This window comes from Spiroplasma endosymbiont of Diplazon laetatorius (assembly GCF_964019625.1).
In the GTDB taxonomy this organism is placed as follows: domain Bacteria; phylum Bacillota_I; class Bacilli_A; order Mycoplasmatales; family Mycoplasmataceae; genus Spiroplasma_A.
Window position 1 is genome coordinate 636,073 of record NZ_OZ026458.1, and the last position, 14,587, is coordinate 650,659.

Below are 14,587 nucleotides of genomic sequence, written 5' to 3' on the forward strand. Positions count from 1 at the left end.
TATAACATACGTTACACTTTTTTATTTATTATTGATAGAATTAATATACCTAAAACAAAAAATGCAGGAATTATTCAATCCTGTATATTAAATATGATTATAAATAAATACATTATATTTAATATTATAAATGCAATTTTCAAAGTAAATGGTAATAAATTAAATTCCATTGATTCTATCTCCATATTTTTTAAATTTATTTAATCCTTCAATTATAGAAATTGATTTTTTTATGATTAGAATAATTGTATAGTGCAAATTTTAATAAATTAATATTCTTTTGATGATCTAAATAAATAGAAATAGCAATTTAAAAAAACTATAATTTGTTTTTATATAATTTATGCTTTTATATCATTTTTATAATATTTTAAAACAATTTTAAATATTTATATTGAGTTGATTTTTTTTAAACATAATTATCAATATTTATATCTTTTAATCCATTGATTATTTCTTTTTAAAACATTTATTTATATAAATATTTTATAACATATGTAAGAAAATTATATTCATTAAGATTTTCGTAAATAAAAAATAATTTAAATATGAAAAATTATTTTTTATTTAACTAATTTTTCATATTTGTTTCTTAAAGATTTTTCCTTAATTTTTATCTGTCCGTAATGTTTAGTCATTTCTTCAATTGATTTAAACAATTTATTCATTTCTTCATCGTAGTTATCAATATATTTAATAATTTTACCTAAACCATCAATTTTTTTGTCGTATTGATTTATATTATCAAATAAACTCATGTACTTATCAATTGATTCAATTATTGCTATAAGAGTACTTGGCCCAGCAATAATAACCTTACTGTTAAAAGCCTTATCAATTATTTTAGGCATTGAATTAATATAAGAGAAAATTCCCTCACTAGGAACAAACATAATAGAATATACAGTTTTGTCTTCTTCACTTACATATTTAGAGGTTTCTTTAACCCTTTCTAAAACATGCTCTTTAAATTCTGCTTCTTTTTTCTTAAACTCATCACTTGTAATTTCATAATTTAAAAGACTTTGATAAGCATTAAAAGGAAATTTAGAATCTACAGGTATGTTTACAAATTTACTTCCATCACCTTTAATGAATAAGTCAACAACAAGTCCCTTTCCTTCATCTTTTTTTATTAATTTGTATTGTCTTTCATAAATTAAATTATTATTTTTATTTATCCCTGTAATGTTTGTAAGTATTCTCTCTAATAAATATTCCCCAGCCTTACCTGCTTTATTATTTTGGCTAAGTAAATTATCTAATTTAAAAACTTTTTCTCTAACTTCAATAATTGGAGCTGATTGCTCGGTAACTTTTGTAAGCATTTCTCTAACTTCTTTATTTTTTAAATTCATTTTTTCTTCAGTTGATTGAGTTTGTTTTAAAATGAAATCTCTAACACTTTCACCTAAGTTATTCATACCTTCAACATTTGATGTTGCATTTTTCAATACCATTTCTTTTAAAGATTGTTCAAAATTATTAAGTTTTTCATTGCTGGTATTACTTAAATTATTAATATATTCTTTTAACTGAGCATCGGATCTGACATTAACCTCAGAGAGCTGTGCTTGAAAAATTTCAAGGTCTCTTTTATCAACACCTTCTACTTTAATATTATTTTTTTTAAATAAAAATAATATTATTAAAATAACGCAAAGAATTATAAGAAGTGTTAATAATACTAATATTATTATTTCCATTATGATTTCACCAACATACTTTTAAACTTATCCATTCATTTTATTAAAAAAATATAAAAACAAGCATTTTTATAATTAAATTCATTCACAATTCCTTCCTCCGTCTTTCTCTATTCTCTTTTAATTCCCTAATTTCTTTTTCTAATTCAAGTATTCTTTTTTCTTTTTCAAGAGACTCAATTTTATTAATCTCTGGTTGTTTATTTTCATTTAAAATAGCTAACTCGTATACTTCTTGTAATTATTCTACAGTTTTCTTTTTCTGTCAAATCTTAATGTAGTTATTTTTAATATCTTCTAATTTTTGTAACTTAATTTTATTTAATTCTGGCTCTAAAATTTTTAATTCCTCATAACTACACAAATTAACTTGAATAGTTTTACCATTTAAACTTAAATAAGATTGATCTAGAAGAGAGTTAAACTTAGAGTTTAACTCTTCTAGTAAATCATCAATATATTTAAAGACTATTATTTCAAACATTTTATAAGAATTAGAATTAATACTTAATCTTGTGTCTTTACCAAGAAAACTATTTATTAAATCAGAAACTCTATACGAAAGATCTAAATCTTTAAATTTTTCTTCTTTTTCAATTTTTAACTGTGCTTTCTCTTTTAATTTCTGAATATTTTTTCTTTCATCTTCTTTTAACATTTTTGAATATTGTCTTTGTTCTGCTGTAGGAACTCCTAGCAACCAACCAACTCTCTAAATATTGACATATTAAAATTCCTTTCTTTAATATTTAAACTTATTATAATAAAAAAGTATGTATTAAACATACTTTTTTATTATTCTTTAGTTTTATTATTCTTATTTACTTTTGATAATAAATTTGCTTGTCTTTTTTCTAAAATATTTTGTCTTTTGACTAATTTAAATATTTTTTTAATATTTTTGTTTTCTATTCCTAAAACTCTATTAGATCTAAAAGATTTATAATCATAATAAAAGGAAGTTAGAATATGTCAAATTGCGTTTTATCTTGTCATGCATGTCAATGTTCATGTCAAGGAACTGGAAGTAATCATAAATTTAAGGATTGTAAACACAATTTTTCAGGTAATAATATCAAAAAATAATATTAAAAAAATACTCTAAAAATAGTGTTTTTTTTAATTCAACTTCATAAATACCTTTACACATTTTTAATTTAAATTCTTTATTTTTAAATTTTGCCATATTTTTATCTTTTAGTTTCCTAATTTTGTTTCAAGTATTTTAATTTTATTGATTTATATCTGTTTTGATTTAATATTTCTTGATCAATTTCTTCAGTTATTTTAATCTGTTTTTTCTTTTAAATTTTTACATATTTTTGATAAACTTTATCTAATAAATATTCATTTTTTAAAAGTATCTATAAGATTAGCAAATATATAAATAGTTATAATGTTCTATAAAAATTTTTTATAGATTTAATTATAATTTAAAATTAAGACTATTTTTTGTAAAGTATGTATAATTTCTTTAAGATTTATTTTTAATATATCTTAAAGAAAGGATTCATATATGAAAAATATAAAAATATCTTGATTATCAATGACAATAAGTTTTTTAGTTTTAACATTATTTTCAATATTAATGTTCTTTTTAAAACAAAATACTTTGCAACTATTTGGATGATTTTCTGCAAGTAGTTTTCCTGGTAATCAAATTAAAATTTGAGCAATTTTATTAATGACTTTTTCTATCTTAGGATTAGTTGTTTCTATATTGATGATTGCTTTAAATTTCAAAGATATTGATAGTCTAAATAAAATTGCAACTTATGCACATATTTTAGTTGCATTAGTTATTCTGTTTGTGGTTTTAATGTTTATAATTTCAGCTATAATGTCAAAAACAAATCAAACTACGCCAATCATTATACTTTCATTATCAGCAATTGCTGGTAGTGCTGTGATTGGAACTACAGCATGAGTTGCTAAAGAAGAATTAATGTAAGAAATAAAATAAAAAAAGAGAATAATTTTCTCTTTTTTTATTATGCCTTTTAAAAATTTTGTATTCATGTAAACTTTTTTGAAAATAACTTTTCAAGTTTTTTAATAAGCTCATACTTATTATTATTTATAAAAAAATGAGCATTTTAAAAAATGCTCTAAAAGATTATATTCTTCAATCTTACATAAAAAGTCATTTATATAAGTTTTTCATTTTTTAGTTTTAAAAATCATATAATTTGGCATATAGATACAAGAAAAGATATTATCAACTTCTTTTATATCAATTTTTGACTGTGGTAAAAAGTAAGGGGGTAATGAACTTATTAATTAATTTTGTTTAAATGAATATCTTTAAAAGTTCCAAAATTTAGTCTAATTTTTGTTTTAATTGATTAGAAAATAATTCAATTTTATTAATTGAATTATTTTTACTTTTATTAATATCTACATAAATTTGTTTTGCATCTTTTCATGAAGTATTTACATTATTAGAAAATTGATCTCATGATATTGCAAATTTTTCTCTTAAATTATGTTGACTTTCTAAAAATCTAGAATTATATTTTTGCTGATTTTTGATATTTATATCTAATCTGGCTCTAAACTCAGCTTTAGAATAAAAAATACCATTTTGTTTTCAAACTCTTCTTCTTTTGGGTTTGCCTTACTTATTTTAAACCTTATTTTTATTGCTATCTAAAACATATTAATAAATTGTAGGTTCCTTTTAAAAAAAACCCCAAGTGAATATTATTATCTGTATTTGTATACATTGAAAAAAATCAATTTACTTTTTCAAAGTCCATACCATTGTCACTAAAAAAACTTTTAAGTTCAATGTTTAATGATTTTTGAACTTTTTCAGGATTATAAAGATTGTTCTCTTTAATAAAATCATCTGAAAAAGAGATAATAGCATCTCAAAAAACTTGCTTATCATCTAAATTTTTCATATCTTTTCTTAATTCTTTTACTTCTTCTATAATCATTAGTCATTTTTTTCAATAAATTCCAGTACTCTTAAAGTTTTTGTTAATTTCTTCAAGCATTTTATTATATTTAAATTTTTATTCTCTTGAACCAGTTCTTAAATTATCTAATAGTTTTACTTGTTCATCATCAATATCTAGATTAAAAACAGCATCAGGTCTAGAAATATAGTTTAAATAATCTCTAGACCTATAATAATTATCTCTAGACTTTTTAATCTTATTTATTACCTCTTTTGTTAATGGATCAATTGGTTGATTAAAATTTAAATTTTTAAAAATAACTCCAGGAGTTATTTTCATAGTTTTCCTTTCTATTTTCCCCAAGGAAAATTTAATAAAGATAAATAAAAAACTAGCAGTTGCTAGTTACTAAAATATTAATTTAAACAAAAAAATAGAGTCCTAGCGCTGCCAGTGCTCTATTTACATTATAAATTTAATAACACATAAATGTAATTAAGAATTGAAGATAGAGATGAAAGTCTTCTCTAATTCTTCGATATTTTCAAATCTTTCTTTCATACCTTTATTAATAAAATTAATTATCTTTTCATTATTAATTTCAATAATATTTGTTTTACTAGTTACTAAAAATATTAAATTATTAGTAAATGAATATAACTCATGTTTTAAATCATAATTTTTAAAACAATCTACCAATAATGAAGGATCATTAAATGAATCCTTCATTATTGTATTTATACTAGTTTGCTCAATTGTTGGTACTTTAACTAATCCAAAATCTGATATCTTTAATAATGGAAAACTATCATAGTCTTTTATTAAAATATTTTTAGGAGGTAAATCTCTATTAAATAATTATTTAAAAGGAATATATTTAACTCCTTTAATTAATTGAATTCCCATAAGTTTTCTATATTCTAAAGATAAGTCTGGATATTTTTTCAAATAATTTTCGAGATTATAGTCAAGATACTCCATAATATAACTATTTTCTTCTTCTAAATAAGAATAAACTTTAATAATATAAGGAGAATTTAATTCTTTTAAAGTCTTAAATTCTATTTTAAATCCTTCAATTTCTTTTTCATCTAATTCTTTTTTTGTTTTTTTAGGTATAGAGCACATATATGTGCAAAATGTTTAACTGCGTATTTACAGATAACTTAAATCACCTTTAATTTCTTAATCTAAATAAAAACTGCTTTTTATAGCATTTTTTTTATATTTAATTGATTTATTTTCTACCCACTTATTTTTATCCTCGATTTAAACGAATTCAAATAGTTCATCTACATTATCCTTAATTTTATCTCCATTACTTTTCTGAATACCATATGTAGTCTCATAGTTTCTTATAATTTTTTTAATACCACCTTCGCCAAAAAATGATTTGAATTCCTTACTCTTAATTTTTTCATTGAATAATTTAGTAATTATTTCATCTCTATCTTCTGATAAATGTATAGCTCTGTGACACTCTGGACATAAGGCTATTAAATTATAGTAATTATCCAAATTTATATCATAATCAATTTGAACTTTTTCATTATAAGGAATAAAATGATGAACTTCAAAATACATTTTTCTATCAGAAAACTTTATAAAAGTTTTATTTTTTAAACAACTTTCGCAATGACTAACTTCTTTTAAATAATCATCTATTATTTTTTTATTCCTAACCATTTTTATTGTTGTAATCTCTTTCAAATCTTTCTTGGGATTGTATTTTTTTAGTTTATAGTTTTTTGTTCTTCAACTCTTATATCATTCCTCAGAAAATGAACTAGTATTTCCATTAAACTTGCTCTTTTTAAAGAACTCATCCATTATATTTACTTGAAGACTTGTTTTACCTTTTAATCCTGCTTTCGGTAATCCACATCAAACTCTAAATAAATAATGTATATTATCTATTTTAAAAGATCAAGATTCTTTTGTCCTAACATTAAAATCTTCAACATTATTTAATATATATTCCATAATTTCTTTTCGAACAAATTTCAGAGGCATATTATAGTCTATATATTTAAAGAAAGCTTCCACACAGACATATTCATCTCTATATGTTCAAGCAACCCTTATTTTTTTAACCTCTTGCATAACCTTCAACCTCTATCCCAGGAAAGTAAACATTATATGCTAATTGCTCATTTGGCAATTTCTCTCCATTTTTTTTGAATCTTATTTTATAAATGACAATAAGAATTTTATCTTCATTAGATGAATATTTTTGAAGATTTGAATCACCAAAATATTTATCTTCATCAAATTTTTCATCACTTCTTTTACCAGCAGCAGAAAGAGTGAATATATCTTTTTCACCATGTAAGGTACGTACTTGCTCATCTTGATCTGATCTGATTAAGATTGTTTTAACTTTCTTAGTTTTATAGTTTTTACCTTTTAGTAACTGAGAGTAATCAACGTCAATTTTGTTTAGAATAAATTGTTCAATATTCTCGTTTTTTGAGAACTCTTCTCAATCTGCATATTCAATATATTTACTATTAACACTTTTACCATAAATTTCTTCTCTACCTTCAGTTCTAAGTTTTGACTCGTAATCTCATTCTAAGTTATTTGTATCATGAAATATATTTTGTGTTTGTCACTTTTTGATACATATGTATCTTGTTTTAATTACATTTGGTCTTGTTATTCTCTCCTCTTTTGGCAAAGAAAACAATAAATTACCAAGAAAAGTGTCTATATCTGTATCTCCAGCTTCAAATTGCTCAAGTTCCTGTCATAATTTTTCTTCTAAATTAGCAATCATAAGGTACATTTCCTTTAAAGGTTCGGTGGTGAAAATCTTTATATAATCTAATATTTTTTTTCTATAACCAAATCATCTAGCTCTTTGTAAAACAGTATCTGCATTATTTTTATTTGCTATTCTAGTTATGTAAGTTACAATTAAATTTTCCAAAGTAACCCCTCGCTGTAGCAAATCAGAACCAATATATATAATGTAATTATCCTCTATTTCTTGTATTTTAAGCGCATCTTTCGTTCCGTTTATTAAACGAATATGAACTTCACCAAGTATATCTTTGAACTTTTGAATAAATTCTTTATCTTCCTGATTTGAAAAATCTAATTCCCTATTAAAGAGCATTCTAAATCCTTCATTTATAAAGTCTTTAAACATAAGAAAATCTATGTCTTGTTCATCTTGAGAATATTCCCTATATTCACTAAGCATTTTGTTTAGTTGACTTCTTATTGTTGACTGTTTTTTAGTTACTCTTTCAATATGAATAAGCATTTCATATTTTTTTAGTGGTGTGCCTTTTTTTAAATGATCAATGATACAACACAAAAAATATGATATAGATCTTTTCAATGAATCTGGAGATTCCATTTCATATCTTTCATCTTCAAACAATTCTCCATTGATGTCATTTATTATCTCAATATATTTATTCGTTTCGCTTAAGTGGAATTCTTCTAGACCACAGTATCCTTTTCCTGGTTTAGTTAATTTAATAAATTTAGGAGAAAGTAACTCTTGTTTTTCAAGAAGCAAATTGGCATAAGGTGTCGCAGTAACTGTAAGATAGGCAAAATTTTTTAAGTTTTTAGTAAGCTCTGTAACTTGCTTATTTATTTTTGTTTGTTCCTTACCTTTTTCTCTTTTTGTAAAATTACCATCCAAACTAGCTTGATCACCTTCATCATCAATAATAAGCACTTTTCTCTTGTCAAAAATATCCTTATTTTTAATTATTGAATTAATAGTTTTTTCCAGGTGTTTTATTTGTTTTAAAATAGTTACGATTGCCTTTTTGTTTTCTTCTGGATCAAAAAAATTGGCATCAGATCCTTCTGTTATATTTTCAGGTTTATCAAATATTTCCGTTTTAAAAACCTTACTTAATTGTTTTATTTCACCTTTTCTTTTGAAATTACCAAAAACCTCCTTTGCTCTTATAAAGTTCTGTTTAAGCAAAGTTTTGTCTCAACCACCAAGGATAATAACAGTATCAAATCCCCTTTCAAAAGCAACAGAAATAACTCCTAAAAAATTTGAAGTTTTTCCAGACTGTACCTTTCCAACGATAACTCCAACATTATTTTTTGTAATTAAGTTATCATCTATACACTCACCAACAATGTCTTGAGCTTTTTCAAGAATTTCTAATGTTCCTTCTTCTCCAATTTTTGGAATATAAACTTTTTTAAAGTTACTTATAAAATCACTCATTTTAATACCTCTTAGTTATTTTCAATATAGTTTAATAGATAACTATTAATTACTTTTGTTATTTTTAATGGGTCAACTTTTGAATCTATTGACTCAGTTCTTAATTTGATAATTGCAGCAACGTATGCAAAAGAGAAAGTCTTAATAAATATTATAAAATCAGGCATTTCTGTATAAGGTTTAAAGAACTGGTGTTCTATGTGAATAACAACTTCAAAATAACCTTTTGCATCATCAATTCTTTTTATAGTTATTCAGTCTTTTGGTTTTTGGTTATCATCTATAGTCATTTTTAGTTTTTTGCCTTTTTCCAAATACATTATATTGTCTAATTCTTTTACACTTTCTTCTCTATCGTCATTAACTTTTTTTTGGTTACCATCAAATTCATGTGATGCTAGTTCATATTCTTTCTTATTGTTTGCACTTATTATTTTCTGTACATCATTTCCAAGCATTTTCATAATTTGATCATTAGAGTTTTTTATTTCGTTAGAAGATATTTTAGATATAGGAGATGGTTCAACTTTTCTCAAAATCATAGATCAAGATTTTAATTTTGCTGTTTCTCTAGCTATAAAATTTTTAAACGCATCCTCTAAACCATCATCTCAACTAAATCCATCTTTAGCTTGATTTGCAGGGAAAGTGTCTAAATCTAATTCCCCATATAGTCTTTGATATGAGAAACTACTTTGATCACCAAACACTTCTTTAGGTCTATAGTTATTTTCAAAACCACCTATAATTGCTCTACCTCTTCTGAAAAGTGTAAATCCTGCTTTACTTCTTGAACCTTCCTTACGAATACCCACAAATCCCTTGACCGGATATATTTCTCCTTCAAATTCAAAAGATCCATCAATAGTTTTTGTACAGACTGTAGGTCTTACTATTCCTTCAATTTCACCAGGTTGAACAACTCTGGGTTCGACATCTTCAAATTTCAATGCTGGAACAAGAGATAATTTTTCATATTCAATACCACTATAATCCATCATTTTTTTATCTTTTAACTCTGCATAAACTATTTGAATATCATTACTCCTTATGTCTCTTCTATATATACCAGTTAACAAATTAACAAGATTTTCTTTTTGATTTTTTGTCCTTATTGGTTTATTCAAATTTTCTAAAGTGATTTTTGTATAGTGTTTTGAGGTTATTTCGTCTTCTACATCAATAGGTATAAAATCAGGACTTTCTTTAGAAATTTTCTCAATATCCATTACAACTCTATATTTTTTTTTCGATCCTAATTTAGAAGACTCAACTGTTCATTTATCACTAAATCAAGTGGCCGCAGTTTTTAAACCCATTCCAAATTCGTTTCTACCACCTTTATTTTTAGGTGGTTTACCAAGTATTACAGCTCTTTTAAAGTTTTCCAATTCCATACCGTAAGCGTTGTCAACTATTTGCAAAGTAGAATCTTTACCAGAATTAGTATAAAGAATATAAATCTTTAATTTATATTCTTTATCATTATTTTTATAGTACTGTTGGATCTCAGCTTTTTTTTCAAAAAAACTTGCCGTTGAGTTGTCCACGAATTCAGCTAATGCATATGGTTGTGTATAACTCAACCTTTTATATGTGGCATATATACTTGTGTCTGGTCTAAAGTCTAATTCATATTTATTTTCCATAATTATTCCTAACCCCTTTTAAATAAGTCTTGATATCATTTTATCAGTTTTTCTATATTATATTCAGGATAGACATCTTTAAATTCATCTGTAACTATTTTTTCCGCTATATCTCTTATAAGTTTTTCTTGTTCCTCTTTTGAAGAAAGGTGTATTTTTTTATGACAATTAGGACATAGAGTTACTAAATTGATTTTTGAGTCTAGTGTTTTTATAAAATTCATTTGTGTCTTGTTGTTATAAGGTATAAAATGGTGAACCTCAAAATACTGAATTAATTCATTTTTTTTAGTGAAAGTAGACTTTGTTGAACAAGCTCTACAAAATTGATTTGCAATCAAAAAATCAGAAACTATTTTGCTATCTCTTTTAAGTTTATTATTGTAATCCACACTCATAATATTTTTCTGATCAAAGTCCTCAATAGATTCTTCAATTAATTTTACATAATCAAAAAAATCATCATTTTCTATATCCTCAAAATTTTCAATTACATTTTTTTTGTTTGTAATTACGTTACCACTTAAGTAAGCATCAATAAGAACTTCTAAATTTTTTGAAAATATTGTTCCCTTATGATCGACAAAAAATTCAATATTAGTGTTTTTTAAAACAAAGTTGCATATATCTTCATAACTAACTCAATAAGATGAATAACTTTGATCTTTTTTATTTGAATTATTTTTATATCTTTTTATAAATTCACTTATATCGGAAGTAATAAAAAATAAAGTTTCCTCACCTATATTCAAAAGAGCAAAATAAGAATTTATAGAATTATCTTCAAAAAGTTTCTTTTTAACTTGAAATCTCTTATTGCTATTTCCAAATATACCTGAGTTTTTTAGATAAACAATATTAATAAAGTAATTTTTATTTTGAAATTCAAATTTTAAATAGTTTTCAGATAACTTTTTAGAGTCAGATTTAAAATTAAGAGTACTCATTTTAACTCTTTTATATAATGATTTTATAAATATGTCAAAAAAAACTCTTGATTTTTTTTGTCTTTCATCAAATACATTTACATTTTCTTCAATTTCTAAACCATCTACTATATTTTTATAAATTCCCATTTAATTTTGTCCCCTAACTTCAAAAATTATTTAATATATAAATGATTAATTGTTTCACAACATTTATATTTATTGAGTTTCCAAATTGTTTTTGAGTAATAAAGTCATGTCTCTGCGAACGTCCAAATAATTCTGAATAAGATTTAAAACCTAAATCAATATCTTCATCTCTAATTTTATAGAAATTTTGTAATTTCCCAGTTTCATTAGGAGTTAAATATCTTCACTTTTTTCTATTATCATCAAATATCAAAGGTGTTTGTACCATTGCAACAAGAGTTGGAAAATCTTCTTTTCTTCTGCATCTAATACCAGACTGTCTCAATTGAATAAAAGAGTTTTTTATGTCAAAATTTCCAATACCTGCTTGTCACTCAAATTTTTTTTCTCTAGCTTGTCATTCATCTACATTATATTTTTTTCTTCATTTATTAATATATGTTGAATTATCATCATATACTTCCCACATATCTCTAAAGTATTTCTTCCTTCATTCAGAAATAGTGCTGTTATTAAGTATTTTTTTTCTTTCAACTATATTTGTAAATAAATAATCAAATCATATAACAGGCATAGTTCTTCCTTTTGGCGGTTTTACATTTTTTAAAAACTCTCCCCATGCCTCTATTGCTATTTTTACTTTTTCTTCTACTAAACCATAGTAAAATTCATCTACGTTTTTTTCTACTATTTCATTACTAAAGTATTTTATTTCCGAATATGGTTTAGGTGAATCTATAAACTCTTTATTTTCAACCAAATCTTTTCTAACACCAAGAATATATACTCTTTCTCTTTTTTGAGGTACCCCTATTTGTGTAGCAGATATTACGACAGGTTTTTCAGTTGTTAAATAACCCAAATCATTAATAGTATTAATAATAGTATTAAATGTTTCACCATTATTATGCTTTACAAGATGTTTAACATTCTCAAGTATAAAATACTTTGGTTTTTTTATTGATAATATTTCTGCTATTTCAAAAAAAAGAGTCCCTCTAATTTGATCTAAAAAACCCATTTTTTTCCCTGCATTTGAAAATGTTTGACAAGGAAAACCTGCAAATAAAAAATCATGATCTTCTATATCACTTTTTTTAACGTCTCTAATATTTATTATTTCATCTATATTGTAATTAAAGTTTATTGAATATACTTTTTTTGCATAATCATCTATTTCACTTACAAATACACATTTTGGATTATTTTTTTTGTCAATTTCTTTTAAGGCTGCTTTTAAAGCATAATGAAATCCACCAATTCCAGCAAAAAGATCTATAAATTTAACTTCTTTCATAAAAACCTCGCTTTTTTAATAATAAAGTTTTTTTTATATTATTACAAGCCTTTTAATGAAAAAAATACTATGTTTTCTCCAAATTAAATAACATTATATTTTTACAATAAAAAAATATAGATTTCTCTACATTTCACAACATCCTAATAAAGTTGAATCCTCTAGATCAATAGCAAATTCAAAATTAGTTTTATAAAAAATATCTTCTGTTGTTTTTCAAACTTTTTCCATAATTTGTTCAACAAAGTCTTGGTTTTTCATAGCAACACTTCCACCAATTACTATGATTTCTGGATTTAAAAAGTAAATTGAAGAAGATATTAAACTAACTAATTTTTCTTCAATATCTTTAAAGAAACTATTAACTATTTCATTTTCTTTTGATTTGTATAATTCAAAAGCTTGGTGAGTATCAATTACTTGTACTCCAAGTTTATTTAATTGTAAACAAATGTTTTTGCCACTTGCTTGAAACTCTATTCCACTTCTTTGCACATTTTCACTGTTTCAAATCGGAAGTGCATTTGCTATTTCAAGTGCAGTTCCACTATATCCAGAAAAGATTTTGCCTTCACTTACAAAACCAGCTCCAATTCCTGTTGAAATTGTAAAGTATAAAAGTGAATGTAAATCTTTTCTTATAGTATATTGACCTAAAGCAGCTACATTTCCATCATTGTTTATTTTTACATTTTCTACATTAAATAAATCTTTAAATTCTTGTAAAACACATTTTTGATTTCAATCAGGTAAATTATAAGTTATTAAAATGGTTCCAGTTTTTAAGTCTAATGGTCCAGGACAACAAACACCAATATAGTCTATTGAATGGTTTCAAGAATCAACTGTTTCTTTTATTTCTTGTAAGTTTTTTTTCATGTTATTTCCATCAGTATCAATAACTTTTTTGTTTATTATTTTGTTATTGTCTATTAATGCAAATCTTATTGAAGTTCCACCAATATCAACAGCTAATTTCATATTTGTTAAGTCCTTCCTATTATTTTTTAAATATAAATGTAATTGTTTTTACATTTAAGTTTATCTTACTTCCATAAATAATTATAAATGTACCATCTTTAAATCCTTTTGAAGAAAGGATTTCACAAAATTCTTGTGTTCCATATCAAGATAATTTAAATTCTTGGCTTTCTTGCAATTGATCACCTATAAAATAATCAATTTGATTAATTGTGTATTGTTCTACTCAATTAATTTCTTTTGCTAAGTTTTTAACAACTATTTGTTTATTATTTATTGTATGAGTAAACTCATGAAAACTTCCTGATTTGAATTCTATTGGAAGTATTAAATCAATTATAAGAGTTCCATTATTAGTTAAAGATGTATAAAAGTTTTCTAAAACTTTTAAAGCTTTTTGTCTTGATTCTAATAAGTTAAAACTTGCATTAGGAACTATTATATATTCATAAGTATCTTCACTTACATATTTTTCTAAATCATCACAAATTAAGTCGGCTTGTAAGTTTTCTTTTTCTAAGTTTTCTTTACAAATATCTATCATTTCTTGAGATTTGTCTATTCCAACTATGTCTACTTTGTATTTTAATAAAGGTATAAATAACCTTCCATTTCCAACTCCAGCTTCAAGAACTTTTCCTTCTATTGGAAGTAATTGAGATTTGTAAAATTCAAGATCTTTGTCAATACTTGTTCCTGGAGGTTTTGTTGAGTTGTATATTAAACTGCTTATTTTCTTGTAATGATTTTCCATAGGGTTTT

Annotated in this window: 14 protein-coding genes; 1 reads left to right on the forward strand and 13 read right to left on the reverse strand. The window is 23.9% G+C overall.

All coding sequences use genetic code 4. From position 1 onward, the window contains the following. Positions 1-563 precede the first annotated feature (563 nt). Positions 564-1,706 carry a DNA recombination protein RmuC gene (gene rmuC / locus AACL10_RS03060; RefSeq protein ID WP_338984461.1) on the reverse strand — a complete coding sequence of 381 codons (1,143 nt, stop codon included), beginning with the start codon at positions 1,704-1,706 and terminating at the stop codon, positions 564-566. 241 nt (positions 1,707-1,947) lie between these two features. Further along, positions 1,948-2,406, reverse strand: a complete 459-nt coding sequence (locus tag AACL10_RS03065) for a hypothetical protein (RefSeq protein ID WP_338984463.1) — start codon at positions 2,404-2,406, stop codon at positions 1,948-1,950. Positions 2,407-3,222: 816 nt separating this feature from the next. Between AACL10_RS03065 and AACL10_RS03070 the strand changes: the two genes are divergently transcribed. Continuing rightward, a complete protein-coding gene (locus tag AACL10_RS03070; RefSeq protein WP_338984465.1) occupies positions 3,223-3,657 on the forward strand; it encodes a hypothetical protein in 435 nt (144 codons plus the stop codon). Positions 3,658-4,351: 694 nt separating this feature from the next. Here the strand turns inward: AACL10_RS03070 and AACL10_RS03075 are convergent. The 11 genes from AACL10_RS03075 to AACL10_RS03125 all read right to left on the reverse strand — a co-directional run bounded on the left by AACL10_RS03075 (position 4,352) and on the right by AACL10_RS03125 (position 14,579). Continuing rightward, entirely contained in the window at positions 4,352-4,648 is a 297-nt protein-coding gene (locus AACL10_RS03075) for a hypothetical protein (RefSeq protein WP_338984466.1), read from the reverse strand. 78 nt (positions 4,649-4,726) lie between these two features. Continuing rightward, positions 4,727-4,951: a hypothetical protein gene (locus AACL10_RS03080; protein WP_338984468.1), complete on the reverse strand. Its 225-nt coding sequence runs from the start codon at positions 4,949-4,951 to the stop codon at positions 4,727-4,729. 156 nt (positions 4,952-5,107) lie between these two features. Beyond that, entirely contained in the window at positions 5,108-5,341 is a 234-nt protein-coding gene (locus AACL10_RS03085; RefSeq protein ID WP_338984470.1) for a hypothetical protein, read from the reverse strand. Positions 5,342-5,470: 129 nt separating this feature from the next. Next, complete coding sequence (locus tag AACL10_RS03090; RefSeq protein ID WP_338984472.1) at positions 5,471-5,740, reverse strand: protein kinase; 270 nt, start codon at positions 5,738-5,740, stop codon at positions 5,471-5,473. 141 nt (positions 5,741-5,881) lie between these two features. Next, a complete protein-coding gene (locus AACL10_RS03095) occupies positions 5,882-6,715 on the reverse strand; it encodes an HNH endonuclease signature motif containing protein (protein ID WP_338984473.1) in 834 nt (277 codons plus the stop codon). Continuing rightward, positions 6,702-8,822, reverse strand: coding sequence for a Z1 domain-containing protein (locus AACL10_RS03100; protein WP_338984475.1), 2,121 nt, complete (start codon positions 8,820-8,822; stop codon positions 6,702-6,704). The genes AACL10_RS03095 and AACL10_RS03100 overlap by 14 nt, the downstream gene beginning before the upstream one ends. A gap of 11 nt (positions 8,823-8,833) precedes the next feature. Further along, the gene (locus tag AACL10_RS03105; protein WP_338984477.1) at positions 8,834-10,471 is read right to left on the reverse strand and encodes an ATP-binding protein; all 1,638 of its coding nucleotides are present in this window, start codon (positions 10,469-10,471) and stop codon (positions 8,834-8,836) included. Positions 10,472-10,479: 8 nt separating this feature from the next. Then, complete coding sequence (locus tag AACL10_RS03110) at positions 10,480-11,547, reverse strand: HNH endonuclease signature motif containing protein (protein WP_338984479.1); 1,068 nt, start codon at positions 11,545-11,547, stop codon at positions 10,480-10,482. 13 nt (positions 11,548-11,560) lie between these two features. Continuing rightward, positions 11,561-12,844 carry a DNA (cytosine-5-)-methyltransferase gene (locus AACL10_RS03115; RefSeq protein ID WP_338984481.1) on the reverse strand — a complete coding sequence of 428 codons (1,284 nt, stop codon included), beginning with the start codon at positions 12,842-12,844 and terminating at the stop codon, positions 11,561-11,563. A gap of 126 nt (positions 12,845-12,970) precedes the next feature. Continuing rightward, entirely contained in the window at positions 12,971-13,825 is an 855-nt protein-coding gene (locus tag AACL10_RS03120) for an ROK family protein (RefSeq protein WP_338984483.1), read from the reverse strand. Between the two features lie 19 nt (positions 13,826-13,844). Next, positions 13,845-14,579: a class I SAM-dependent methyltransferase gene (locus AACL10_RS03125; protein WP_338984485.1), complete on the reverse strand. Its 735-nt coding sequence runs from the start codon at positions 14,577-14,579 to the stop codon at positions 13,845-13,847. Positions 14,580-14,587 lie beyond the last annotated feature (8 nt).